This window comes from Schaedlerella arabinosiphila (assembly GCF_003885045.1).
GTDB lineage: Bacteria > Bacillota > Clostridia > Lachnospirales > Lachnospiraceae > Schaedlerella > Schaedlerella arabinosiphila.
In genome coordinates this window covers 1,839,746-1,865,314 of the sequence record NZ_RHJS01000002.1, presented here as the reverse complement: position 1 = coordinate 1,865,314, position 25,569 = coordinate 1,839,746, and the positions used below count along the sequence as shown (strand labels likewise).

Genomic DNA, 25,569 nt, shown 5'->3' with positions numbered 1-25,569 from the left:
ACAGGCCGGAACAAAACCCGGCCAAGATGCAGGTATAGGACAGGAGAGCCGCACATATACTTTTTATAAAGGGTGTATGTGTGGCTATTCTTTTATGGAACATGAACGTCAAAACGAAAGGCTCAAGAGCCGTCTTGCCTCTGCAGCCGGCATGCCGAAGGATGTGGTGCTGGGGGCGGCTGTCGTCACACTTCTCGGCGATTCCGAGGTGTGCATCGAGAACTACCGCGGAATCCTCGAATACACCGAATGCCTGATCCGGGTGCAGGCAAAGGGAAAACAGATCCGTCTGCACGGAAAGCATCTGCAGATCGAGTATTATACCAACGACGAAATGAAGATCACCGGAACCATCTGTTCTCTGGAATTTTGTAAGTGAATGTCCAAAAGAGGAAAAGAAGGAAAAAGAGAGGTGACCATCTGTGATACAAGCAATCTTTCGTTACATACGCGGATATGTCAAGATCCGGGTTCAGGGCTATTCCCCGGAGCGTTTCCTGAATCTGTGCCGGTATCACCAGATCCTGATCTGGGGACTGATGCCCAGGGGAAACGCCTATGAGATGTACCTGTCCCTGGACGGATTCCGCAAGCTTCGGCCGATCATACGGAAGACCCATACAAAGGTGGCGTTGCTGGAACGATACGGGCTTCCTTTTTTTATCCGGAAGCACCGGAAACGGAAAGCATTTCTGATGGGAGTGCTGCTTTGTATCGGGCTTCTGTTTTTTTATTCCAGCTACATCTGGGATATCCATTTTGAGGGAAACGAGAAGTGGACCGACCAGACCCTGCTGGAATTTCTGGACACAAAGGACGTATCCCCTGCAATGCCCAAGCGCAGGGTGGACTGCAGCCGCATCGTCAAGGACGTCCGGGCGCGGTACGACGACATCGTATGGGTTTCCGCCTCCATCGACGGGAGCAGGCTGCGGATTCAGATCAAGGAAAATGAGGACACGTTCCGGGAGGAGGAGACGAAAGGGGTACCTTCCGGGGAAACCATGGAAAGTACGGCAGCCGGAGGGGACAAAGACCATCCCACCGACCTGGTGGCGTCTCAGGACGGGGTGATCACCAGCATCATCACCCGCAGCGGGGTTCCCATGGTCCATGAGGGGGACGAGGTGAAAAAAGGGGACCTGCTCGTATCCGGGCGGGTGGAGGTGAAAAACGACGCCGGGGAGGTGGTGGGCTATCAGTATCAGCAGTCGGACGCGGATATCTACGCGGATACCCGGATGACATACCAGGATCAGATTCCCCTCACCTATCAGAAAAAAAAGTACGACCCATACAAACAGAGGCGGCTCTGGTACATACGGCTTGGCTCCTTTCGGATCTCGGCCGGCACCCTGTCCCATGATTTTTCAAAGTGGGAGACTTATACACAGGAGCACCAGCTCAGGCTGGGGGAAAACTTCTATCTGCCCGTGGATTACGGCATGGTTTCCGTCAAATCTTATGAAACGGAAGAGAAAAAATACCCCAAAGAAGAGCTTCAGAAGATTCTGACACAAAATTTTGTACTTTTTTCGAAAGAATTGGAAGAAAAGGGTATTCAAATTTGTGAAAATAGTGTTAAAATACATGTGTACAAAAATTCTGCCTCTGCCGCGGGCACGCTGTATCTGAACCAGAAGATTACGGAGACGGCAGATACGGAAATTCTGACGATGGAAAGGAACGAACAGGATGAGTCTAACGGAACTGGTGGTTGACATTCCAGCAGAACATGAGAATAATGTATTTGGACAGTTCGATAAATATGCGAAGAAGCTTGAACGTACTTTCCGGGTGACGCTGATCGCCCGGGACGGAGTGGTGAAGGTGCTCGGAGAGGGAGCCGCGGCCGAGAAGGCCAGGCGGGTCCTCACCCAGCTTACGGAGTTGTCCAGACGGGGCAATACCATCACCGAACAAAATGTGGATTATGCCATTTCCCTGGTATTCGAGGATCAGGAGGAGGAGCTTGTGGAGATCGACAAGGACCTGATCTGCTATACCCTCCAGGGAAAGCCTGTGAAGCCCAAGACACTGGGACAGAAAAAATATGTAGACGCCATCAAGGCCGGGATGGTCACCTTCGGCTTAGGCCCCGCCGGAACGGGAAAGACGTATCTGGCCATGGCCATGGCAGTGACGGCCTTTAAAAAGAACGAGGTGGGCCGGATCATCCTCACCCGGCCGGCCATCGAAGCGGGGGAGAAGCTGGGCTTTTTGCCGGGGGATCTGCAGAGCAAGATTGATCCCTACCTGCGCCCGCTCTATGACGCACTGTATCAGATCATGGGAGCCGAGAGCTTCCTGAAAAATTCTGAAAAGGGGCTCATCGAAGTGGCGCCTCTGGCCTACATGCGGGGCCGGACGCTGGACAACGCGTTTATCATACTGGACGAGGCCCAGAACACCACGCCCGCCCAGATGAAGATGTTTCTGACCCGGATCGGCTTCGGGTCCAAAGTGGTGATCACCGGGGACTCCACCCAGAAGGATCTGCCCTCTGGTTCGGCCTCCGGGCTGGATGTGGCGGTGAAGGTGGTAAAAAATATTGAGGACGTAAGCATCTGCATGCTCACCAGCAAGGACGTGGTCCGCCATCCCCTTGTCCAGAAGATCGTGAAGGCTTATGAGGACTATGAGAAAAAGGAGCTGCGTTCCGGCGGAGGCACCGGGCGGAACAAAAGGCGGCGCACATAAAAGCGGTGCAGGAAGGAATAAGGCACAGGTTAGAGCGTGTCAAAAGGAAGAAAGGCAGCGCCCCTGAGAAAGCGCCGCAGGGAACAAAAGCAGTGTGCCCGGCGGAATCGGCGCATGCCCAGGGAAAGGAGAACTACCGTGAGTACAGTGAGTTTATATTATATGGAAGAGGGCGGCACCCATCTGCCCTTTAACCCGGAGAAAACCGCAAGGGTAGTCATCGAGAAGGCGCTGGAATATGAGGGGTGCCCCTATGAGGCGGAGGTCAGCCTTCTGGTGGTCACAGACAAGGAGATTCGGGAGATGAACCGCGCCCAGCGGCAGATCGACGCCCCCACGGACGTGCTTTCGTTTCCCATGCTGGAATATGGGACGCCGGGGGATTTTTCCGGCTTTGAAGAGGAGGCAGACGCCTTCAACCCGGAGACGGGGGAGCTGCTTCTGGGGGATATTATGGTTTCCAAGGATATGGTTTTGAAGCAGGCGGAGGAATACGGGCATTCCCCCTTAAGAGAATTTGCTTTTCTGATCGCCCATAGTATGTTACACTTATTTGGATATGACCATATGGAAGAGGACGAGCGTCTGGTTATGGAGCAGAAGCAGCGGGAGATACTGGAGCAGCTGGGTATTCTGCGGTAGGCGGCCTGGGCGGATCAGGCAGATGCCGTTAGTGCGGCCTTAAGAAGGCTTGGGCTCCTAAAAGAGGGATGCCTTTTCAAGAATTTATTTTCGCTGTGCACAGCAGGGGTTACGGAGGATATCATGTCTGAGATACAGGGAAGAAAGCGAAAACAAAAAAAAGATGATTTTCTGATGCAGGGCATGATCCTCGCTGTCGCAATGGTTCTGACCAAGGTCATCGGCGTGGTCTATCGGATTCCGCTGACCAACATCCTGGGGGATGAGGGAAACGGGTTCTACGGCTATGCCTTTGAGGTGTATGCCATGACCTTGATCCTGTCGTCCTTAAGCATCCCCACGGCCGTTTCCAAGCTGGTGGCCGCAAGGGTCGCCATGCGGCAGCGGCGCAACGCATTTCGGGTATTCGTCTGCGCATTTGTATTTTCGGCAGCCGTGGGCCTGGCGGTCACGCTGCTGATCTTTTTCGGCGCGGACACCATTTCCCTGCATATGATGAAGTCCCCCTTAAGCGCCTACGCCCTGAAAGTCTTGTCAGTGGGCTTGGTGGTGGTGGCTGTATTGGGGGTACTGCGGGGGTATTTTCAGGGGCTTGGGACCATGCTTCCCACCGCCGTATCCCAGATCATCGAGCAGATCATCAACGCGGTGGTCAGCATCGTGGGTGCCAGCATCCTGTTCGGGATCGGGACGGACGCCGCCTTAAAGAACGGGGAAGAACTGCTTGCGCCGGCCTACGGGGCTGCGGGGGGGACCCTCGGAACGGTGGCGGGCGCGCTGTTTGCGCTGTTTTTCCTGGGATTTTCGTTTTTGATCTACCGTCCCGTCATTTACCGGCAGATCCGCATGGACCATATCCGGAAGCGGGAGAGCTACGGGCGGATTCTGAAGATATTGCTTTTGACGGTGGCGCCGGTGATCTTCAGCACGGCCATCTACAACATCAATCAGATCCTGGATCTGACGATTTTTAACAGCATCATGTCCGCACAGGGCTATACGGAAAAAGAATATATGGCGATGCAGGGGATTTTCACCGGAAAATACAATACCCTCATCAGCGTGCCCCTTGCCATGGCAAACGGACTGGCCGCGTCGGTCATTCCCAGCCTGACGGCGGCGGTGACCAAGAGGGACCGGAAGCAGATCCACGCAAAGATCTCCCAGACTCTGCGTTTTACCATGGTGATCGCCATGCCTTGTTTTGTGGGATTTACCGTGCTTGCCTCACCGCTGATGGTATTTTTGTTCAACGATGACAGCAAGACCCCGGCGGCGCTTCTGATCATGGGGTCCATCACCGTGGTGCTCTATTGTTATTCCACCATCGCCAATTCCATACTTCAGGGATTGGACGAGATGGGGGCGCCGGCGAAGAATGCGGGGATCTCCCTGATTATCCACCTGGGGGCTTTGTTTATCATGCTGGTGGTGCTCAAATGGAACATTTACGCGCTGGTAGGGAGCAACATCGTTTTCTCCCTGTGCATGTGCGTTTTGAATGCCCGGGCCATCCGCGGTGCCTGCGGCTACCGCCAGGACATCGACCGGACATACATCAAGCCGCTGACGGCGGCCCTGATCATGGGGATTTTCACGTATCTGGTGCATTTGATACTGGATATTGTGATTGGAGGGCGTTTCATCCCGACTGCGGTGTCGATCCTGGTCTCGGCCCTGATCTATGCGGTTGCCGCTTTAAAGCTGGGGGTATTTACAGGACAGGATATCAAGGATCTTCCCCAGGGGAAGAAGATTTACCGGATCTGCAGAAAATACCGTTTGCTGCCGAGATAACCGTTTTTTTGTATAAATTTTCGTAAAAAAACCAATACTGTGTAAAAAAGGAGTGAATCCTTATGAAGCAGAAGTATTATATTGGTTTTTTTATGGCGGTGTTTTTTATCGCATCTATGCTTGGCATCGGGTACCAGATGAGCTACCAGTACGTCATGGACAGGCATGAGGCCGAGGCCCAGGCTAAGAGGGAAGAGAGGGCGCCGGATCGTCCGAAGGAGGAGGAGCTTGTCACCACAAAGGGGGCGGCGCAGAAGAATGAAGGGTACTATCTCTGTGAGCTGCAGGGATATGTGGTGGTGTACTTAAGCGACCATGAGACGATCTACGAAATGACGGAGATCCCCCTGGACACCCTTCCGGAAAATGTCCGGGCGGAGGTGGAGGCCGGGAAGTACGTGGAGACAGCCAGGGAGCTGTACGGATTTTTAGAGAATTATTCCAGTTGAACGAAGGAAAGGACGGACAGGTGATGGAGGAACAAAAGATAAACAGGATCAATGAACTATACCGGAAATCCAAGGCGGAGGGCTTAAGCAGCGAGGAGCGAAGAGAGCAGAAGCTGCTTCGGGAGGAATATCTGGAAGCCATCCGGGGAAATTTAAGAAGCCAGCTTAACAATATTGACATCAAAGAGAAGGATGGCCGGATCGTCAATCTTGGTGAAAAATATGGCAGCAAAAAAGGAAATTAGAGCCCGTGCATTGAAAGAACGCAGAGAACTGCCGCCGGAGGTGAAAAGATCCCATGACCGGGAGATCCTCAGGCTGGCGGCGGCCCATCCGTTTTTTCAAAATGCCCGGGAGATTTATTGTTATGCCTCTTTTCGGGATGAGGTGCCCACCGCCGGCCTGATCGAACAGGCGTGGAGGGATAAAAAACTGGTTGCGGTTCCCCGTGTCACGGACGGGCTGCGGATGGAGTTCTGCTACATAGAAAGCTTCCGCCAGCTTCGGCCGGGGTATTTCGGCATCCCGGAGCCAGAGGCGGAGCTTCTGGAGAGGGCCGCCGCAGACCGGGACATTTCCCAAACTTTAGGGAGGGGCTTGCCGGAAACCGGGGAGGATGATATACTGATGATTCTGCCGGGTGCCGCCTTTGACAGGATGGGAAACCGGATCGGATACGGAAAGGGATTCTACGACCGGTATCTGCAGGATTTTCCCCGGTGCCGCCGGATGGGGCTGGCCTATATGGTTCAGTGTGTGGAAGAGATTCCCGCCCGGGAGTGGGATATCCGCGCGGAAGTCGTCATAACAGAGAAAGGAAATTTTGTGACATGCAAAACCAATTGCCGAAAGACCCAGTGATTTTGCTCAGCGTGATCAATACCAGGCTTAGGGATTATTACTCCTCGCTGGACGAGCTCTGCCGGGAGACGGGGATTCAAAAAGAAGAACTGACGGACGCCCTGGGGCGGATCGATTATGAATACAGCGAAGAACAGAACCAGTTTGTATGAACAAGAGTCTGCCGGAAGATTTAGATATACGGTATTTCACAGTGAGGATTTATGGAAAGAAACATAAGTGTTATAAAAGATGTGAATGGGAATCAGATTGTCATTGTAAATGACATTCGATTTAAAGGGAAAAGAAATATAGACTGGGATGAAGTGGAGCAGTATTTAAAACAATATGTTGGAGAGTTCATAGAAATTGCCGAAAGTAAAGAAATTATTTATATTGGAAGTGACCTGCCTGATGAATATTCAGGCTCAAAGTATACTGCGAAATTAAAAGGAACTCTGGCAAAGGCCAAAGCAAATGCCGCACAGGGCATTCCAGAGATCATAGAAATCGCGGGGAACAGAAGATTTCGGGAAAATCTTGATAGGAAACATGACAGAAATGCAAAATATGGCTGGTATCGATATGATTCCAGATTTGCAATACCGGTTTTTGATGAAAATAATGATGTTCTGCGGTATAATGTATTTCATGCAGAGTTGGTGATAAGACACTCTGAAAATAAAAAACTGTATTTATATGATATTATAAACATAAAAAAAGAAACGAGCACCCCGCTTGAGCCATAAGGCTGTACGGTAAAAAACCCGCTTCATTTTTATTTATAGTACGATAGAAAGGTAGAAAAGTCAAGAGAAATGTACAATGAAATTGATTTAGACAAAATAGATATAACTTTAGGCCCTCCAGCTAAAGAACCCGCCAGACAGTATTATTTCATTGCCAGATGCCGGGAATGGGTAAGAGATTTTGAACAAAGAAACGGGCGCGTGCCTAACTCCTGTGTGACCACCTTCGGCTGCCAGATGAACGCCCGGGATTCGGAAAAGCTGGAAGGCGTTCTTAAGCAAGCCGGCTTTGCGGCGGAGCCGGATGAAAGGAAGGCGGATTTTGTCATCTTCAATACCTGCACCGTGCGGGAAAACGCGAACCAGCGTCTGTACGGGCGGCTGGGCCAGCTTGGCAGAAGCCGGAAGCGCAACCCGGATATGAAGATCGCGCTGTGCGGCTGCATGATGCAGGAGGCCGGGGTGCTGGAGAAGCTGAAAAAAAGCTACTCCTTCGTGAGCCTGGTTTTCGGCACCCACAATATCTACAAATTCCCGGAGCTTTTGTCTGCCTGCCTGGATTCGGACCGGATGGTCATTGATGTGTGGGAGGATACGGATCAGATCGTGGAGGACATTCCCAGCGAGCGCAAATTCTCCTTCAAATCCGGGGTCAACATCATGACCGGGTGCAACAATTTCTGCAGCTACTGCATCGTGCCCTATGTGAGAGGGCGGGAGAGAAGCCGCAGGCCCGAAGATATCCTTCGGGAGATCAAAAGCCTGGCGGCGGACGGCGTGGTGGAAGTCATGCTGCTGGGGCAGAATGTCAATTCCTACGGGAAAACACTGGAAGATCCGATCACCTTCGCACAGCTTCTGACCGAGATCGAAAGGATTGACGGGCTTGAGAGAATCCGGTTCATGACCTCCCATCCCAAGGATCTCTCCGACGAGCTGATTCAGGTCATGGGAAGCTCCCAAAAGATCTGCAGGCACTTACACCTTCCGGTTCAGTCCGGAAGCACCCGGATTCTGGAGCGGATGAACCGCAGGTATACGAAGGAACAATACCTGGAGCTGACAGAGAAGATCCGCCGTGCCGTGCCCGATATTTCCCTGACTACAGACATCATCGTGGGATTTCCGGGGGAGACAGAGGAGGATTTCCAGGAGACTTTGGACATCGTCCGCCGGGTGCGCTACGACGCCGTGTTTACGTTCCAGTATTCGAAACGGAGCGGCACGCCTGCAGCCGTTATGGACGGGCAGGTGGCGCCGGAGGTGGTGAAGGATCGGTTTGACAGGCTGCTTTCGGAGGTACAGTCCATTTCCGCAGAGGTATGCAGCGTACATACAGGTTCCGTCCAGGAGGTACTGGTGGAGTCTGTAAATGACCATGACCCGTCGCTTCTGACCGGGCGCATGAGCAACAACCTGCTGGTACATTTTCCGGGGGATGCGTCCCTGATCGGGAAGCTTTATTCCGTCAGGCTGAAGGAATGCAGGGGGTTTTATTACCTTGGCGAAGGAGGACAAATTATTTCGTGAAACGGATAAGTGAATACCTTTTTATCTGGGCCCTGGGAGGGATTATATACTATACCATCGAGGTGGTGTTCCGCGGGTTTTCCCACTGGTCCATGTTTGTGCTGGGCGGCTTCTGCCTTTTGTTCTTCGGATGGCAGGGCCTGATGCAAAAATGGCAGGACCCGCTCTGGCTGCAGGTGCTTCGGTGCACCCTGTTTGTGGGGGCGGGGGAGTTCATTACCGGGATGATCGTCAATAAATGGATGAAATGGAACGTATGGGATTATACCAACCAGCCCCTGCAGCTTTTCGGGCAGGTCTGCGTCCCGTTTCTGATCCTGTTTTCCGGGCTGTGCGCACTGGGCATACTCATGTCCGGATATCTGCTCCACTGGATTTACGGGGAAGAAAAACCCCATTTTCACGTGCTTTAGTATACGAAAGGAAGGCAACAATTTGGCAGAGTTAACACCAATGATGCAGAAATATATGGATACGAAAGAGGAATACCCCGGCTGCATCCTGTTTTACAGGCTGGGGGATTTCTATGAGATGTTCTTCGAGGACGCAGTTACAGTGTCCCGGGAACTGGAGCTGACCCTGACCGGGAAAAGCTGCGGGCTGGATGAACGGGCGCCCATGTGCGGCGTCCCTTATCATGCCGTGGACGGGTATCTGAACCGTCTGGTGGCAAAGGGCTACAAGGTGGCCATCTGCGAGCAGACAGAAGACCCGAAGCAGGCCAAAGGGCTGGTTCGGCGGGAGGTGGTTCGGGTGGTCACGCCGGGCACGATCCTGGACAGCCAGATGATGGATGAATCCAAAAATAATTATATCATGTGTATCGTATACCTGGCGGACCGTTACGGGGTTTCTGTGGCGGATGTGTCCACAGGGGATTACTTCGTGACGGAGCTGCCCGACAGCGGAAAGCTTAAGGACGAGATCTCCAGATTCAGCCCTTCCGAGATCATCTGCAACGAGTCTTTTTATATGAGCGGGATGGATCTGGAAGACCTCAAGGAACGGCTTAAGATCGCGCTGTATGCGCTGGATGCCTGGTATTTTGACGATGGGATGTGCAGAAAAAACCTTCTGGAGCATTTTCAGGTGAAGACACTGGACGGGCTGGGGCTGGGAGATCTGGACTCGGGCGTCATCAGCGCGGGGGCATTGCTTGGCTACCTTCTGGAGACACAGAAGAACAATCTGGCCCACATGACCCGCATTACGCCCTACACCACGGGAAAATATATGATGCTGGACAGCTCCACAAGGCGGAACCTGGAATTGTGCGAAACGCTGCGGGAGAAGCAAAAGCGCGGGTCGCTCCTCTGGGTACTGGACAAGACCCGCACCGCCATGGGGGCCAGAACCCTCCGGAAGTACGCGGAGCAGCCCTTAATCGAGCGGGGGGAGATCGAGCGGCGGCTGGACGCGGTGGCGGAATTAAAAGAACAGGCCATCTGCCGGGAGGAGATCCGGGAATATCTCTCCCCGGTCTACGACCTGGAACGGCTGATCACGAAGATCACCTACGGCACCGCCAATCCCCGGGACCTGACTGCATTTTCCGGTTCCCTGGAAATGCTGCCCCATGTCCGGTACATATTGGAGGAGATGCACTCCGAGCTGCTCTGTGAGATCCGGAATCGGCTGGATACCCTGGAGGACTTGTGCACCCTGGTAAAGTCGGCCATCGCGGAGGACCCGCCCCTGGCCATGAAGGAGGGCAATATCATCCGGGACGGCTACAGCGAGGAGGTGGACACCCTGCGCAGGGCCAAGTCCGAGGGCAAAGGGTGGCTGGCCAAGTTAGAAGAGGAAGAACGGGAAAAGACCGGTATCAAGAATCTGCGGATCAAGTACAACAAGGTCTTCGGCTACTATCTGGAGGTGACCAATTCCTACAAAAACATGGTGCCCGACTATTTTATGCGCAAGCAGACGCTGGCCAATGCGGAGCGGTATATCACGCCCCAGCTTAAAGAACTGGAGGATACCATCCTGGGGGCCGAGGACAAGCTGTATGCTCTGGAATACGAGCTGTACTGCAAGGTCAGGGATACCATCGCGGGGGAGGTGGAGCGAATCCAGAGGACGGCCAGGGCCGTGGCGGAGCTGGACGTGTTTTCCACTCTGGCGCTGGTGGCGGAGCACAACCACTATGTGCGCCCCCAGATCAATGAGAAAGGGGTCATTGATATCCGGGACGGCCGCCATCCGGTGGTGGAGCGAATGATCCCGGACGGCTCCTTTATCTGCAACGACACCTTCCTGGATGACAAAAAGCAGCGGATCTCCATCATCACCGGGCCCAATATGGCGGGAAAGTCTACCTACATGCGGCAGACCGCCCTGATCGTGCTGATGGCCCAGATCGGATCCTTCGTGCCGGCAAAGAGCGCGGACATCGGCCTGGTGGACCGGATTTTTACCAGGGTAGGTGCCTCCGACGACCTGGCCTCCGGGCAGAGCACCTTCATGGTGGAGATGACGGAGGTGGCCAACATCCTGCGGAATGCTACGGCGAAGAGCCTGCTGATTCTGGACGAGATCGGAAGGGGCACCAGTACCTTTGACGGGCTGTCCATCGCCTGGGCGGTGGTGGAGTACATCAGCGACACCCGGTTTCTGGGAGCCAAGACTCTGTTCGCCACCCATTACCACGAGCTGACGGAGCTGGAAGGGAAGATTGAGCATGTGAATAATTACTGCATCGCCGTGAAGGAAAAGGGCGATGATATCGTGTTCCTGCGCAAGATCGTCAAAGGCGGGGCGGACAAGAGCTACGGCATCCAGGTGGCCAAGCTGGCCGGCGTGCCGGATCTGGTCATCAACCGGGCCAAGGAGATCGTAGAAGAACTGGCGGAAGGTGATATCACGGGCCGGGTCAGCGAGATCGCCGTGAAGGGCTGCCAGAAGCCGCAGAAAAAGAGCAGATCGAAAAAGTACGACGAGGTGGATCTGGCACAGTTCTCCCTCTTTGATACCGTTCAGGACGACGATGTGCTGGAGGAGCTGAAAACCATCGACGTGGGCAACTTGACCCCTATTGATGCGCTGAATACCATTTACCGGCTGCAGAATAAGCTTAAGAACCGATGGTAAAGAAAGCTCAAGGAGCAATGATTTTGTTTTCCGGGCAACATTTTTGAGAAAAAGGAGCGGGTTTTATGGCACGGATTCAGGTTTTGGATCAGATGACAATTGACAAGATCGCCGCAGGGGAGGTCATCGAGCGGCCGGCTTCGATCGTCAAGGAGCTGGTGGAAAACGCCGTCGATGCCGGGGCTTCCACTGTTACGGTGGAGATCGAGGACGGGGGGATCGCCCTGATCCGGATCACGGACAATGGATGCGGCATTCTCCGGGAGGACATCCGGAATGCCTTTCTGCGCCATTCCACGAGCAAGATCCGGTGTGTGGAGGACTTATCCCGGATTTCCTCTCTGGGATTTCGGGGGGAGGCGCTGTCGAGCATCGCCGCCGTGGCCAAGGTGGAGCTAATCACCAAGCCCGGGGAGGACGCCTTCGGAACCCGGTATGTGATTGAGGGCGGCCGGGAGGTGTCCATGGAGGACGCCGGGGCGGCCGACGGGACCACGTTTTGCGTGCGGCAGCTGTTTTACAATGTGCCGGCCCGCAGGAAGTTTTTGAAGACGGCCATAACCGAGGCCGGACATGTGCAGGACCTGCTGATGAGGCTGGCCCTTTCCCATCCGGAGGTGGGCTTTCGTTTTTTGAATCATGGCCAGGAAAAGCTGAGAACCTCCGGGAGCGGGAAGCTGGACGAGGTGATCTACAGCATCTACGGCCGGGACGTGGCCTCCAACCTTTTGGAGCTGGATCACAGGGCTCCCGGCATCCGCATCCGGGGATACATCGGGAAGCCGGTGATCACCCGGGGCAACCGGAACTTTGAGACCTTTTTCGTGAACGGCAGATATGTGAAAAGCGCCATGATCTCCAGGGCGCTGGAGGATGCCTGCAAGGACTTTATGATGCAGCACAAATTCCCCTTTGCGGTGCTGGCGTTTGAGATCGACGGGGAGCAGGTGGACGTAAATGTCCATCCCACGAAGATGGAGCTCCGCTTCCAGAAGCAGCAGGAGGTCTACAACACGGTCTTTGAAGGGATTCACAGAAGGCTGCTGGAACCGGAGCTGATCCCAAGGGTGGAGGTGCCTGAGCCAAAAGCCATGCCGGCGGAAGAACCAAAACCAACGCAAATCCCGGCAGGGAATACAGAGCCGGAGAGGATGCAAAAGGAGAGTCCATTTTTGCTCAGGCCGAAAAAGACGGCGCAGGAGCAGGAGAACCTGGATGAGGAGTATTTTATCCGAAAAATGCGGGAGCGGGTGCTTTCAAGCCACGGCAGAGACCAGGAAGTCCAGAAGACACAGGAAAAAGCAGACGTGGAGCAAAAGCCCCATTCCGGCTTGGAAAAAGCCGCGTCTTCCGGCTGCCTGTCTTCCAGCCCTGAGAAGCAGCCGGAAAGCAGCCAGGGAAAGCAGCCGGCCCAGATCCGGGAGACGAAGGACTACCATGTACCCGGGAAGCCTTCTTTAGAGGAGGACGGCAGCAAACAGGCAAAGCAGCTGGATCTTTTTGAGGAAAAGCTTCTAAAACGGGACATCCGGGCGGAGTACAAGCTGGTGGGACAGGTATTTGACACCTACTGGCTGGTTCAGTTCCAGGACAGTCTCTACATCATCGACCAGCATGCCGCCCACGAGCGGGTTTTGTACGAGCGCACCCTGCGGGAGATGAAAACCCGGGAGTATACGTCCCAATACGTAAGCCCTCCGGTGATCTTAAGCCTTTCCATGCAGGAGGCGCAGCTTCTGAACGAACATATGGACCGGTTTCAGAGGATCGGCTTTGAGATCGAGCCCTTCGGCGGAAAAGAGTATGCGGTGCGGGCCGTTCCCGCCAATCTGTTCGGAATCGCGAAAAAAGAGCTGCTGATGGAAATGCTGGATTCCCTGTCGGAGTGCGTCAACCTTTCCATGACCCCGGAGCTGATCGATGAAAAGGTGGCGTCTTTGTCCTGCAAAGCTGCGGTCAAGGGAAACAGCCGGCTGTCCGCCCGGGAAGTGGATGCCCTGATCGGGGAGCTTCTCCTTTTATCCAATCCCTATCACTGCCCCCACGGGCGGCCCACCATCATCGCCATGTCCAGGCGGGATCTGGAAAAGAAGTTTAAACGGGTCATTTGAGCATAGGAAAGGTGAAAGAACGCATGAAACAACCATTGATCATACTGACAGGCCCTACCGCGGTGGGGAAGACCAAGATGTCCTTAGCCCTGGCCAGGGCGGTGGACGGGGAGATCATTTCCGCGGACTCCATGCAGGTGTACCGGCAGATGGACATCGGCTCCGCGAAGATCCGGCCCGACGAGATGGAGGGGGTGAGGCATCATCTGATCGACGTGCTGGACCCGGACGAAGCCTTTCATGTGGTCCGTTTCCAGGAGATGGCCAAGGCGGCCATGGCGGAGATTTTTGAGAGAAAGAAGATTCCCATCCTGGCAGGCGGAACCGGGTTCTATATCCAGGCCGTCCTCTACGACATCGATTTCGCGGAAAACGGCGGAGACAAAGCTTACCGGAGGGAGTTAGAAGAGCTGGCCCGAAAACAGGGCGGGGAAGTTTTACACGCCATGCTCGCCCAGGCGGACCCAAAGTCTGCGGAGGAGATCCATGCCCGCAATGTGAAGCGCATCATCCGGGCGCTGGAATATTTTCACCAGACCGGGGAAAAAATATCCGACCACAATCTCCGCCAGAGGGAAAAGGAATCCCCCTACAATTTTGCCTATTTCGTCTTAAACGACCAGCGGCAGCGACTCTATGAACGGATCGACCGCCGGGTGGATGAAATGCTCTCATCAGGGCTTGTAGAAGAGGTATCCCGGCTGAGAGCCCAGGGCTTTACCAGAGATATGGTTTCCATGCAGGGCCTTGGCTATAAGGAGATGCTGGATTATCTGGAGGGACATTGCTCACTGGAGGAGGCGGTCACCGTCATCAAACGGGATACCCGCCATTTTGCCAAGCGTCAGATCACCTGGTTTAAGAGGGAGAGGGAGGTCATCTGGCTGGACAAGGGACAAGCTGGCTATGACGAAGGGGCGCTGTTGGAACAGATGCTTTCAGAGCTTAGAAAACGGCAGATCATTGCGTGAGAAAAAAGGAGAAAGAAATGGAACAATTTGAAATCTACAAAACCCTGGGAATCTCGGAGGAGGTTTACAAAGCCGGAGAACGCCTGGAACAGGAGCTGATGCCCCGGTTTCTGGAATTTGACAAAACAGCGGAATTTAACCAGCTAAAGGTGCTGGCGGCCATGCAGAAAAACCGGGTCAGCGCGGAGTGCTTCCAGTATGCCACCGGCTACGGATACAACGACAACGGGAGAGATACACTGGAGAAAATCTACGCGGATACCTTCCACACCGAAGCCGCCCTTGTCCGTCCCCAGATCACCTGCGGAACCCACGCCCTGGCCTTGGCGCTTTCCGCCAACCTGCGGCCCGGGGACGAACTTCTCTCGCCGGTGGGTAAGCCCTATGACACCCTGGAGGAGGTGATCGGCATCCGGCCCTCCAGAGGCTCCCTGGCGGAATACGGGGTTACCTACCGGCAGGTGGAACTCAAGGCAGACGGATACTTTGACTATCCGGCCATTGAGCAAAGCCTGAACGAACGGACAAAGCTGGTCACCATCCAGCGTTCCAAGGGCTACCAGACCCGTCCCAGCTATTCCGTGGAGCAGATCGGGGAGCTGATCGCCTTCATCAAAGGAATCCGGCCCGACGTGATCTGCATGGTGGACAACTGCTACGGAGAATTTGTGGAGACGCGGGAACCCAGCGACGTGGGGGCGGATATGGTGGTAGGCTCCCTGATCAAAAATCCGGGCGGGGGACTGGCGCCCATCGGCGGCTACGTGGCAGGCCGGGAAGACCTGATCGAGAACTGCGGCTGCCGTCTGACCTCCCCTGGGCTTGGCCGGGAGGTGGGGGCTTCCCTGGGCGTGATGCAGTCCTTCTACCAGGGCTTTTTCCTGGCTCCGGTGGTGGTTTCCAGCGCCTTGAAAGGAGCCGTATTCGCGGCGAATATCTATGAACGGCTGGGCTACTCCGTGATTCCAGACGGCCGGGAATCCAGGCACGATATCATCCAGGCGGTGACCCTTGGGAGTCCGGAGGGCGTCATCGCATTCTGCAAAGGGGTTCAGGCCGCAGCCCCGGTGGACAGCTACGTGACCCCGGAGCCCTGGGCCATGCCGGGATACGACAGCGATGTGATTATGGCTGCGGGAGCCTTTGTACAGGGTTCCTCCATCGAACTGAGCGCCGACGGCCCCATCAAGCCGCCCTATGCCGTGTACTTCCAGGGCGGGCTGACCTGGCCCAGCGCAAAGCTGGGAATCCTCCAATCCCTTCAGTATCTGGAGAATGCCCGTCTCGTAACCAAAAGCCAGATCGAATCCATATAAAAGAAAGGGCGTCAGCAATGGGAAATATCACAATCGTGGGGGGCGGCGCATCCGGGCTGATGGCTGCGGCCACCGCCGCTGCAGCCGGAGCAGAAGTGACCCTGATCGAGCAGAACAACCGGGTGGGAAAAAAGCTCTTAAGCACAGGCAACGGGAGGTGCAACTACACCAACCTGCGCCAGGAGCCTTCCTGCTATCATTCCGAAACCCCCTCCTTCCCGTGGGGCATCGTCTCTCAGTTCGGCGCGTCGGAAACCGTCGCTTTTTTCCGGGAGCTGGGAATCCAGCCGAAAAGCCGGGAGGGCTACCTCTATCCAAATTCCGACCAGGCATCCTCGGTGCTGGACGTCCTGCGGATGGAATGCGCCCGCCTGCAGGTGAAGGTGCGCACGGACTGCCGGTGTACGGACATCCGGCCGGTGAAAACCGGTTTCCGCCTGAAAACCTCCTCAGGAATGGTCACGGCAGGCCGGGTGATCCTGGCATCCGGGTCTTTCGCCTCAGTCTCAGCCGAAAGCGGTGATTCCGGCTATACCCTTGCCAAACGCCTTGGGCACCGGATCGTACCGGTGGTGCCTGCCCTGGTGCAGTTAAAATGCCGGGAAGACTTTTACAAAAGTATCTCCGGGGTGCGGGTGATGGGAGAGGTGGCCGTCTATGCAGACGGAGCCTGCATCGGCAGGGACCGGGGGGAAATCCAGCTCACCGGCTACGGGATATCCGGCATCCCCGTCTTCCAGGTGAGCGGAGCGGCTGCGGCCGCGCTCCATGAGGGGAAGTCTGTAAAAGCGGTGCTGGACTTCATGCCGGAACTGGAGTGGGAAGCCTTTCTGGCGTTTTTGAAGGAGCGGATCAATACCCGGCCCGAAAAGACGCTGGAAGAATTTTTTGTGGGCCTGTTCCCGAAAAAACTCTGGGATCTCTGGATTCGTCTGAGCCGGATTCCCAGAAGCCAGAGGGCGGGAGATCTTAATGACGGGCAGATTGAGAAGCTGGCGGGGCTGATCCGCAGATTTGAGACCCAGGTCACCGGAACCAATCCATTTTCCCAGGCACAGGTCTGCCGGGGAGGCATCGACACCCGGGAGGTGGACCCGAAAACGCTGGAATCCCGTCTGGTTCCGGGGCTGTATTTTGCCGGGGAAATTCTGGACGTGGACGGGCTCTGCGGAGGGTACAACCTGCAGTGGGCATGGTCCAGCGGCCATGTGTCAGGAAAGGAGGCGGCCCATGCTGAGGCTTAGTCAGATCCGGCTGAAACCCGGTCACAGCGGGCAGGAGCTGGAAGAAAAGATTCGGAAGCTTCTGAATCTCAAACAGACAGATCCGTTGGAATACCGGATTTTCAAACAGTCCATCGACGCCAGGAAAAAGCCGGAGATCTATTACACGTATACGGTGGATGTGACGATCCATCAGGAATCCCGGGTCTTAAGCCGGCTCCGTAAGAAAAAGCTGAAGGCCGGACAGGTGGAAGCGCTGGAGGAAGTCCTTTACCGTCCGCCCCAGGCCGGAACAAAGCGGCTTGGGCACAGGCCGGTCATCGTCGGGGCCGGGCCTGCCGGACTGTTCTGCGCCTGGATTCTGGCCCGGGAAGGGTATGCCCCTCTTTTGCTGGAGCGGGGGGCTCCGGTGGAGGAACGGATTCGGGATGTGGAACAGTTCTGGAAAACCGGCGTCCTCAAGCCGGAATCCAACGTCCAGTTCGGAGAGGGCGGAGCCGGCACCTTTTCCGACGGAAAGCTCAATACGCTGGTCAAAGACCCTTACGGCCGGAACCGGCTGGTTCTGGAGAGCTTTGTCCGCCTGGGCGCGCCGGAGCAGATTCTGTACGAACAAAAACCCCACGTGGGCACGGACATCCTTTCCCGGGTGATCAAAAACCTCCGGGAGGAGATCTGTAAGCTGGGCGGGGAGATCCGGTTTTACAGCCGCCTCACCGGAGTGGACTGTAAGGATACGCCCGCAGGAAAGACCCTGTGCAAGGTTACGGTGAATCACCGGGAGCAGATCCCGGCGGAGGCACTGGTCCTTGCGCTGGGGCACAGCGCAAGAGATACCTTCCGGATGCTGTATGACGCCGGACTGCCTATGCAGGCCAAGGCATTTGCGGTGGGGGTGCGCATCGAGCATCCCCAGCAGATGATCCAGGAAGCGCAGTACGGCAGGACGTGGGCAAAAAAACTTCCGGCTGCGTCCTACAAGCTGTCGGAAAACCTGGAAAATCATCGAGGGGTGTATACCTTCTGTATGTGTCCGGGAGGGTACGTGGTGAATGCTTCTTCCGAGGAAGGGCGGCTGGCCGTCAACGGCATGAGCTACCACGGCCGGGCCGGGACAAACGCCAACAGCGCGGTGATCGTCACCGTGTCTCCCAAAGATTTTGGGAAGGAACATCCCCTTGCAGGGGTGGAGTTCCAGCAAAAGCTGGAAGCCCTGGCATACCGGGAAGGACAGGGACAGATCCCGGTCCAGTGCTTCGGAGATTTCTGCAGAAACGAGAGGACGACGGCGCTGGGGGCGGTTGTCCCGCAGATGAAGGGAGGCTGGCAGATGGCCAATGTACGGAACATTTTTCCGGAGGAGCTCTCAGAATCCCTTCAGCAGGGGATCTGCGCCATGAACCGAAAAATCCCCGGGTTTTCCAGGGAGGACGCACTGCTTTCCGGGGTGGAGAGCCGGACATCTTCCCCGGTGCGTATGCTTCGGGGAGAGGCCATGGAAAGCCAGATCCAAGGCATCTATCCCTGCGGCGAAGGAGCCGGCTATGCAGGCGGAATCATGTCCGCGGCCATGGACGGCCTGAAAGTGGGGGAGGCGCTGATTCGCCGGTTTGCCCCGAAAAACCAGTGATACAGCCGCTTCACAAAAATTTCAGTTTTCCAAACCTGTACACATTTTTCAAATTATGGTAAAATAGGTCTTGCGTGTTGCGCCATCTTCACAGCAAAAAACTTATGAAAAGAATAAAAGAACTGAACACAGAAGAACGCCCTTATGAAAAATGTGAGCGTTTCGGCCCGGAGAATCTGACAGACAGCGAGCTGCTGGCGGTCCTTTTGCGTACAGGGACCAGGGGGGAGAACTCCCTGGAGCTTGCAAAACGGCTCCTCTATTCGGACCATTTCCAGGGGGGACTGCTTGGCATCCGCCGCTGGTCCTATGAACAGCTTACCCGGATCAAGGGGATCGGGAAGGTAAAAGCGATCCAGATCCTCTGCCTCTGTGAGCTTGCAAGGAGATTGTCCAAGGCAAGCGCGGGGCCGGAGCTGAAATTTGACACTCCAGAGACCATTGCCCGCTATTACATGGAGGATCTGCGGCATCAGAAGCAGGAGGCCATGAAGCTTCTGCTTCTGAATACAAAGTCGCGGCTCATCGGGGAGAGCGACATTTCCAGGGGAACCGTCAACGCGTCGGTCATTTCCCCCAGGGAATTATTCGTAGAAGCCCTGCAGAAGGATGCGGTTTCTATTATCCTGCTCCACAACCATCCCAGCGGCGACCCCGCTCCCAGCCGCGAGGACATTCTGATTACCAGGAGAGTGCATGAGGCGGGCATGATGATCGGCGTGGAGCTTCTCGACCATATCATCATCGGGGACAACCGCTACAGCAGCATGAGGGAGGCTGGAATCCTCAAGTGAGACCGGGTGGGAGCTAAGGATACGTGCGCAAAACGGCGCAATTTTTCCGCGTATGTTTCAGAAAGAGGGAAGGATCGCTTATGTTCCGGAATATTTATGGACTGGATTTGGGAACTTATGAGATAAAAGTATTCGATAAAAAGAGAGACTATATCTGGAAAGAAAAGAATGTCATCGCGAGAAAAGACAAAGATTTTCTGTACGCCGCCGGGGATGAAGCCTGGATTATGTTCGAGAAGGCGCCGGAGAATATCGAAGTGCTGTTCCCCATGCAGGGCGGAGCCATCGCAAAGTTCAATGACATGCAGTGCCTTCTGGAGTCCCTTCTCAAAAAAGAACGGCTCTTTTACGGGGGCGCGGAATATCTGGTAGCGGTCCCTACCGATGTGACTGAGGTGGAGAAGCGGGCGTTTTACGACCTGGTGTACCATTCCGCGGCCCGCGCGAAGACCGTGAGGATCGCGGAGAGGGGCATCGTGGACGCCCTCGGCTTCGGGATCAATGTCAACCGCACGGAGGGGATCTTTATCGTGAACATGGGCGGCGGCTCCACGGAGATCTCCATACTCGCCCACGGCGGCATGGTCATGAACCGGCTGATGAAGCTGGGCGGGGAGCATCTGGACCAGGCCATCCAGAACCTGGTACGCCATCACATGGATTTTCTCATCGGACGGCGTACGGCGGAGATGCTGCGGCAGGATTTCGGCATTTTTGAGGATGCCACCTGCACCACCATCAACGTATCCGGGAGAAATCTGCGCACCGGGATTCCGGAGCACCGGGATATCCCCGTGAGCATGGTCCGTGCGGCCATGAAGAACCCGCTCAAGGAGTGCGTGTCGGAGATCGTGGCCATGTTCGAGCGGACGCCTCCCACCGTGCGCACCGGGATCGAGAAGAACGGAATCTGCCTCACAGGGGGGCTGGCAAATTTAAAGGAGCTTTCTACATATATGGAGGAAAGCACCGGACTTACGGTAAAGACAACGTCCCGTCCGGAACTGTGCGTTGTGGAAGGGCTGCAGAAGATCATCCAGGATAAACGGGTATACAGGGAGCTGACGTATTCCCTGCTGGATGGAGAATATAAATGGTTCAGATAAGAACGCAGGGGGAACGATCATCAATATGAAGAAAAAAAATCAGACATCCAATATCAATAAATATCTGCTTGCCGGATTGACCATGGTCTGCGTCCTGCTGATGTTTTTGTCCGTATTTTACGTCAGGGCCGCAGGGCCCTTCCGGGTGCTCGCCAATCTCACGGTCATCCCGATGCAGCAGGGCTTCAACAAGGTGGGAAGCCTGCTTGTCGATGTCAGCGAGAACCTGGGGACGCTGGAGGAATCGCGCAAGCTGAACAAAAGCCTGCAGGCAAAGATTGACGAACTGATCATGGAGAACAACAACCTGCAGGAGGAAAAGTACGAGCTGGAGCGGCTCAGGGAGCTCTACAAGCTGGACCAGAACTACGCGGAATACGAAAAAGTGGGCGCCCGGGTGATCAGCAAAGACCCCGGGAACTGGTTCAGCACCTTTACCATTGACAAAGGGAGCATAGACGGAATCCGGGTGGATATGAACGTCATCGCGGGAAGCGGCCTGGTGGGGATCGTCACCCAGGTGGGGCCCACCTGGGCAACGGTCCGTTCCATCATCGACGATTCCAGCAATGTGGGAGGCATGGTTCTGTCCACCTCGGACACCTGCACCGTGCGGGGGGATCTGTCCCTGATCAACGACGGGAAGATGCGCTTTGAACAGATGGAGAACAATGACAATAAGGTGGAGGTGGGGGAACAGATCGTCACCTCCCATATCAGCGATAAATACCTGCAGGGGATTCTGATCGGCTATGTCAGCGAGGTTCAGGTGGATTCCAATAACCTGACCCGATCCGGGTATCTCACGCCGGTTGTAAATTTTAAAAAGCTCCAGGAGGTGCTGGTCATCACAAAGACCAAGGCAGATCTCACCGGCACCGGCGCCGCCGAAGAACAGCCGGCAGGCGAAGCAGGGGCGCCGGCGGAGGACGGAGCAGGCGAAGCAGCGCCCCCGGAAAACGGGGCAGATGCGCCGGCAGAAGAGGGAGCCGGAGCGCAGCCCCCGGAAAACGGGGCAGGAGCGCCCCCAGAGGATGGAGCAGGTGAAGCAGCGCCGCCGGAAAATGGGGCAGGAGCGCCCGCAGAGGACGGAGCCGGAGCACAGCCGCCGGAAAACGGGGCAGGAGCGCCTGCGGAAGATGGGGCGGGAGCGCAGCCGCCGGACCAGGGGGCCCCTGAAGAAGGGGCGGCCGAAAACGAGCCCCAGGAACCGTGATCCGCAGATGAAAGGAGGAGCCTATGAAGTTAAAGATCAAACGCGTCATCGTGACGGCGCTGGCGGTATGCATCTGCTACGCGCTGCAGTGCACCCTGTTTCCGAGCCTTGCGCTGGCGTCTGTAAAACCAAACCTGATGCTCATACTGACGGCTTCCTTCGGGTTCATGCGGGGGCCGAAAGACGGGATGCTGGTGGGCTTTTTTTCCGGCCTGCTGACGGACATCCAGTTCGGGAACATTCTGGGGTTCTATGCCCTGATCTACCTGCTGGCAGGCTATGTGAACGGATTGTTTGAACAGCTGTATTACGACGAGGATATCAAGCTGCCCCTGGCGCTGGTGGGGGCTACGGAGTTTATCTACGGCCTGGTGGTGTACCTGCTGATGTTCATGCTGCGCAGCGAATTTGATTTTTTACACTATCTGAGACATATTATCATACCGGAGCTCATATATACTATAGTAGTGACACTGGGGCTGTATCCCCTCATACTTTTCATAAACCGCCGGTTAGAAGCAGAAGAAAAAAGGAGTGCAGGCAAATTTGTTTAAAATCATCTGGAAAAGGATAAAAAAGACGGTTCTGCAGATCTCGGAATCCCGGCTGCTGGTCCTGATATTGGTATTTTGTTTTTTATATGCGATTCTGATCAACAAGCTCTTCAATCTGCAGATCGTGAAGGGCGAATACTATATGGAGAACTACAAGCTCCAGATCCGCAAGGAACGAAACCTGCAGGGGACCAGAGGAGCGATCTACGACCGGAACGGAGAACTGCTGGCCTACAATGAGCTGGCCTACTCGGTGACCTTTGAGGACAATCTCTCAGGCGCCGTGGACCGGAATGAGACGCTCAACCGGATCATGGATCAGGTGATCCAGATCGTGGAGGCCCATGGGGACAGCGTCATCCACAGCTTCGGGATCGTGCTGGATTCTGCGGGCAATTATCAGTTTGCCCAGACCAACGAGACACTTCGGCTGCGTTTTGTTGCCGACGTCTATGGTCTGCGGACCATCGACGAGCTTGAGAAGGAGCAGAAAAACGCGTCGGCGGAGGACCTGATCCATTATCTCTGTACGGACGAGCTCTACGGGTATGAGCTGGACGATGAGAAGCTGGACCGCCAGTATATCCTGAAAATGGTCAATCTACGCTATGCCATCAACCTGAACAGCTTCCAGAAGTTTATCCCCACCGTGCTGGCATCCGACGTCAGCGACGAGACCCGGATCGCGATCATGGAAAATCTGGACAAGATGGAAGGCGTGGGCATCGAGGAGGAATCCCTGCGCAGATATACGGACAGCCAGTACTTTGCCTCGCTCATCGGATATACCGGGAAGATCTCCCAGGAGGAGTATGACGCCTTGGACGAGGAAGTCAAAGAGCGCTACGCCTTATCCGACATCGTCGGAAAATCCGGGATCGAGCAGGTCATGGACAATGTACTCCAGGGAGACCGGGGGAAGAAGATCTTCTATGTGGACAGTGTCGGTAAGGTGACAGAAGAGGTCAGCTTCGTAGAGCCGGGAGCCGGAAACGACGTGTATCTGACCATCGATAAGAAGCTGCAGCAGCAGACCTACCAGATCATCGAAGAGAAGATTGCCGGGATCGTTCTTTCCAAACTGAGCACGGTCATGAATTACGATCCCAGCCTGGAAAAAGACACCATGGATATCGTTATCCCCTCGGACAATGCCTACCATGCCTTTATTGCCAATGAGATCATCGACGAGCAGCATTTCGGCAAGGAGGACGCAGGGGCCACCGAGAAGGAGGTTTACGCAATCTATTCCGCGCGCAAGAGCACGGTGATGGACGAGATCCTGGCGGAATTAAACGGCACCACCCCTTACCAGAGCCTGTCCGACGAGATGAAGGGATACATGGATTATATGGAAAGCATCCTGCTCGGCGGGATTCTTATGGCAGACGCCATTGATGCCTCGGATCCCACATATGTGGCATGGTCAAAGGATGAGACCATCAGCATGAACCAGTACCTGAACTATGCGATCTCCAAGAACTGGATCGATACCTCGCGGCTGAACGAGTATATTTCATCCGAATATTCCGATGCGGCGGAGGTGTATCAGGCCATTCTGCGGTACCTGAAAGATTATTTGAGTTCGGATATGAATTTCGACAAACTTCTCTACAAATATCTTATAAAATCAGGGAGTGTCAAAGGTACGCAGATCTGCGCCATCGTATATGAACAGGGGGTGCTGCCCATGGACGAGGGAACCTACAACGGCCTCAGGTCCGGTGCCGTGGATTCCTTCGGCTGGCTGCATACCCAGGTACAGACACTGGCCATCACGCCGGGGCAGCTTGCTCTGGAGCCCTGTACGGGCTCGGCAGTGGTGAGCGACCCCAATACGGGCGAGGTGCTGGCCTGCGTATCCTATCCCGGGTATGACAATAACCGGCTGGCCAATACCATGGACTCCGATTATTATACCCAGCTTGTGACCGGGCTGTCCCGTCCGTTTTACAACAATGCGACCCAGGAGACCACGGCTCCGGGTTCCACCTACAAGATGATCACTTCCGTGGCCGGGCTGACCGAGGGAACCATCAAGGGAGATTCGTATATCTTCTGCGGAGGCGCGTTTGAGGGAGTTACCCCCAATCCCCACTGCTGGTACTGGCCGAACGGGCATGGAGGGCTCAATGTAATTGATGCGCTGAACCATTCCTGCAACGTGTTCTACTATACCATCGGCTTCGAGTTCGGCAAGGACCGGGACGGGAACTATGACAGCGACCGGGGAATTGAGGTTCTTCGGAAGTACGCGGAGGAATTTGGCTTAGGAGAGACCTCCGGCCTTGAGATTCCGGAAACCGAGCCGAATATTTCGGATACGGACCCGGTACTGTCCGCCATCGGACAGGGCACCAACAACTATACGGTCAGCCAGCTGAACCGTTATGTATCCGCGGTGGCCAACAAAGGGACGGTCTACAAGCTGACGCTTTTGGACAAGACCACGGATGCCAACGGAAAGATCATCAAGAAGTATGAGCCGTCTGTGGTAAATAAGATAAAGGGCGTGTCCAAAAACACGTGGGATCTGATCCATGACGGAATGGTGGCCATGATCAACAACACAAGCAGCTACGGCGGTGTGGGAATCCAGGTGGCCGGAAAGACCGGAACCGCCCAGCAGAGCGCGGTCCATCCGGATCATGCTGTGTTTGTAGGGTTTGCGCCGGCGGAATCTCCCGAGATCGCCATTGCCGTGCGTATCGCCAACGGATATACGTCCGCTTATGCGGCGGAGATCGGCAGGGATATCGTGAGGGCACACTTCGAACTTGCCGAGGAGGAGGAACTGATCACCGGACATGCCGCAGAACTGGGAGATTCGATTTCTGATTAGAACTTAGGA

General features: G+C 55.2%; 22 protein-coding genes and 1 pseudogene. All 23 read left to right on the top strand.

Features of this window, described 5'->3' with window-relative positions:
- The first annotated feature begins 94 nt into the window (after nt 1-94).
- The 23 genes and pseudogenes from EBB54_RS09220 (at nt 95) to EBB54_RS09110 (ending at nt 25,560) form a co-directional block, all read left to right on the top strand.
- Complete coding sequence (locus EBB54_RS09220) at nt 95-379, top strand: YabP/YqfC family sporulation protein (RefSeq protein ID WP_243127594.1); 285 nt, start codon at nt 95-97, stop codon at nt 377-379.
- A gap of 43 nt (nt 380-422) precedes the next feature.
- The gene (locus tag EBB54_RS09215) at nt 423-1,721 is read left to right on the top strand and encodes a sporulation protein YqfD (protein WP_193554345.1); all 1,299 of its coding nucleotides are present in this window, start codon (nt 423-425) and stop codon (nt 1,719-1,721) included.
- A complete protein-coding gene (locus tag EBB54_RS09210; protein WP_125127196.1) occupies nt 1,696-2,700 on the top strand; it encodes a PhoH family protein in 1,005 nt (334 codons plus the stop codon). The genes EBB54_RS09215 and EBB54_RS09210 overlap by 26 nt, the downstream gene beginning before the upstream one ends.
- Before the next feature lie 147 nt (nt 2,701-2,847).
- Entirely contained in the window at nt 2,848-3,342 is a 495-nt protein-coding gene (gene ybeY / locus EBB54_RS09205) for an rRNA maturation RNase YbeY (protein WP_044990669.1), read from the top strand.
- A gap of 123 nt (nt 3,343-3,465) precedes the next feature.
- The gene (locus tag EBB54_RS09200) at nt 3,466-5,139 is read left to right on the top strand and encodes a putative polysaccharide biosynthesis protein (protein WP_125127195.1); all 1,674 of its coding nucleotides are present in this window, start codon (nt 3,466-3,468) and stop codon (nt 5,137-5,139) included.
- A gap of 62 nt (nt 5,140-5,201) precedes the next feature.
- The gene (locus tag EBB54_RS09195; RefSeq protein WP_125127194.1) at nt 5,202-5,588 is read left to right on the top strand and encodes a hypothetical protein; all 387 of its coding nucleotides are present in this window, start codon (nt 5,202-5,204) and stop codon (nt 5,586-5,588) included.
- Nucleotides 5,589-5,611: 23 nt separating this feature from the next.
- Entirely contained in the window at nt 5,612-5,833 is a 222-nt protein-coding gene (locus EBB54_RS09190) for a DUF896 domain-containing protein (protein WP_004078994.1), read from the top strand.
- 10 nt (nt 5,834-5,843) lie between these two features.
- On the top strand, nt 5,844-6,449 hold the full coding sequence (locus EBB54_RS09185) for a 5-formyltetrahydrofolate cyclo-ligase (RefSeq protein ID WP_243127592.1): 606 nt from the start codon (nt 5,844-5,846) through the stop codon (nt 6,447-6,449).
- Entirely contained in the window at nt 6,419-6,601 is a 183-nt protein-coding gene (locus EBB54_RS09180; RefSeq protein ID WP_125127192.1) for a DUF4250 domain-containing protein, read from the top strand. Before EBB54_RS09185 ends, EBB54_RS09180 begins: the two co-directional genes overlap by 31 nt.
- Before the next feature lie 51 nt (nt 6,602-6,652).
- Nucleotides 6,653-7,177, top strand: a complete 525-nt coding sequence (locus EBB54_RS09175; protein WP_125127191.1) for a hypothetical protein — start codon at nt 6,653-6,655, stop codon at nt 7,175-7,177.
- 69 nt (nt 7,178-7,246) lie between these two features.
- Nucleotides 7,247-8,707, top strand: coding sequence for a tRNA (N6-isopentenyl adenosine(37)-C2)-methylthiotransferase MiaB (gene miaB / locus EBB54_RS09170; RefSeq protein ID WP_125127190.1), 1,461 nt, complete (start codon nt 7,247-7,249; stop codon nt 8,705-8,707).
- Nucleotides 8,704-9,120 carry a putative ABC transporter permease gene (locus EBB54_RS09165; RefSeq protein ID WP_004079004.1) on the top strand — a complete coding sequence of 139 codons (417 nt, stop codon included), beginning with the start codon at nt 8,704-8,706 and terminating at the stop codon, nt 9,118-9,120. Before miaB ends, EBB54_RS09165 begins: the two co-directional genes overlap by 4 nt.
- A gap of 22 nt (nt 9,121-9,142) precedes the next feature.
- Nucleotides 9,143-11,797 carry a DNA mismatch repair protein MutS gene (gene mutS / locus EBB54_RS09160; RefSeq protein WP_330554443.1) on the top strand — a complete coding sequence of 885 codons (2,655 nt, stop codon included), beginning with the start codon at nt 9,143-9,145 and terminating at the stop codon, nt 11,795-11,797.
- Between the two features lie 65 nt (nt 11,798-11,862).
- The gene (mutL, locus tag EBB54_RS09155) at nt 11,863-13,908 is read left to right on the top strand and encodes a DNA mismatch repair endonuclease MutL (RefSeq protein WP_125127189.1); all 2,046 of its coding nucleotides are present in this window, start codon (nt 11,863-11,865) and stop codon (nt 13,906-13,908) included.
- A gap of 23 nt (nt 13,909-13,931) precedes the next feature.
- Nucleotides 13,932-14,879, top strand: coding sequence for a tRNA (adenosine(37)-N6)-dimethylallyltransferase MiaA (gene miaA, locus EBB54_RS09150; RefSeq protein WP_125127188.1), 948 nt, complete (start codon nt 13,932-13,934; stop codon nt 14,877-14,879).
- 17 nt (nt 14,880-14,896) lie between these two features.
- Entirely contained in the window at nt 14,897-16,195 is a 1,299-nt protein-coding gene (locus tag EBB54_RS09145; RefSeq protein WP_125127187.1) for a methionine gamma-lyase family protein, read from the top strand.
- The gene (locus tag EBB54_RS09140; RefSeq protein WP_334295298.1) at nt 16,192-17,439 is read left to right on the top strand and encodes a BaiN/RdsA family NAD(P)/FAD-dependent oxidoreductase; all 1,248 of its coding nucleotides are present in this window, start codon (nt 16,192-16,194) and stop codon (nt 17,437-17,439) included. The genes EBB54_RS09145 and EBB54_RS09140 overlap by 4 nt, the downstream gene beginning before the upstream one ends.
- The gene (locus EBB54_RS09135) at nt 17,426-19,048 is read left to right on the top strand and encodes an NAD(P)/FAD-dependent oxidoreductase (protein ID WP_125127185.1); all 1,623 of its coding nucleotides are present in this window, start codon (nt 17,426-17,428) and stop codon (nt 19,046-19,048) included. Before EBB54_RS09140 ends, EBB54_RS09135 begins: the two co-directional genes overlap by 14 nt.
- A 104-nt stretch (nt 19,049-19,152) precedes the next feature.
- Complete coding sequence (gene radC / locus EBB54_RS09130; RefSeq protein WP_044990620.1) at nt 19,153-19,842, top strand: RadC family protein; 690 nt, start codon at nt 19,153-19,155, stop codon at nt 19,840-19,842.
- An 80-nt stretch (nt 19,843-19,922) separates the two neighbouring features.
- The gene (locus tag EBB54_RS09125) at nt 19,923-20,948 is read left to right on the top strand and encodes a rod shape-determining protein (protein ID WP_125127184.1); all 1,026 of its coding nucleotides are present in this window, start codon (nt 19,923-19,925) and stop codon (nt 20,946-20,948) included.
- Between the two features lie 25 nt (nt 20,949-20,973).
- A pseudogene (mreC, locus tag EBB54_RS09120) lies at nt 20,974-21,840 on the top strand (rod shape-determining protein MreC); the annotation flags it as partial.
- Nucleotides 21,841-22,187: 347 nt separating this feature from the next.
- Nucleotides 22,188-22,718 (top strand): rod shape-determining protein MreD, encoded by a 531-nt coding sequence (gene mreD / locus EBB54_RS09115; protein ID WP_004079024.1) that lies wholly within the window; start codon nt 22,188-22,190, stop codon nt 22,716-22,718.
- Nucleotides 22,711-25,560 (top strand): penicillin-binding transpeptidase domain-containing protein, encoded by a 2,850-nt coding sequence (locus tag EBB54_RS09110; protein ID WP_193554405.1) that lies wholly within the window; start codon nt 22,711-22,713, stop codon nt 25,558-25,560. The genes mreD and EBB54_RS09110 overlap by 8 nt, the downstream gene beginning before the upstream one ends.
- Nucleotides 25,561-25,569 lie beyond the last annotated feature (9 nt).

Coding starts and splice junctions, on each gene's coding strand:
- mreD (WP_004079024.1), top strand. CDS start 22,188: ATGAAGTTAAAGATCAAACGCGTCATCGTGACGGCGCTGGCGGTATGC.
- miaA (WP_125127188.1), top strand. CDS start 13,932: ATGAAACAACCATTGATCATACTGACAGGCCCTACCGCGGTGGGGAAG.
- miaB (WP_125127190.1), top strand. CDS start 7,247: ATGTACAATGAAATTGATTTAGACAAAATAGATATAACTTTAGGCCCT.
- EBB54_RS09145 (WP_125127187.1), top strand. CDS start 14,897: ATGGAACAATTTGAAATCTACAAAACCCTGGGAATCTCGGAGGAGGTT.
- mutL (WP_125127189.1), top strand. CDS start 11,863: ATGGCACGGATTCAGGTTTTGGATCAGATGACAATTGACAAGATCGCC.
- EBB54_RS09210 (WP_125127196.1), top strand. CDS start 1,696: ATGAGTCTAACGGAACTGGTGGTTGACATTCCAGCAGAACATGAGAAT.
- EBB54_RS09200 (WP_125127195.1), top strand. CDS start 3,466: ATGTCTGAGATACAGGGAAGAAAGCGAAAACAAAAAAAAGATGATTTT.
- EBB54_RS09175 (WP_125127191.1), top strand. CDS start 6,653: ATGGAAAGAAACATAAGTGTTATAAAAGATGTGAATGGGAATCAGATT.
- radC (WP_044990620.1), top strand. CDS start 19,153: ATGAAAAGAATAAAAGAACTGAACACAGAAGAACGCCCTTATGAAAAA.
- EBB54_RS09195 (WP_125127194.1), top strand. CDS start 5,202: ATGAAGCAGAAGTATTATATTGGTTTTTTTATGGCGGTGTTTTTTATC.
- EBB54_RS09125 (WP_125127184.1), top strand. CDS start 19,923: ATGTTCCGGAATATTTATGGACTGGATTTGGGAACTTATGAGATAAAA.
- EBB54_RS09180 (WP_125127192.1), top strand. CDS start 6,419: ATGCAAAACCAATTGCCGAAAGACCCAGTGATTTTGCTCAGCGTGATC.
- EBB54_RS09135 (WP_125127185.1), top strand. CDS start 17,426: ATGCTGAGGCTTAGTCAGATCCGGCTGAAACCCGGTCACAGCGGGCAG.
- EBB54_RS09190 (WP_004078994.1), top strand. CDS start 5,612: ATGGAGGAACAAAAGATAAACAGGATCAATGAACTATACCGGAAATCC.
- EBB54_RS09220 (WP_243127594.1), top strand. CDS start 95: ATGGAACATGAACGTCAAAACGAAAGGCTCAAGAGCCGTCTTGCCTCT.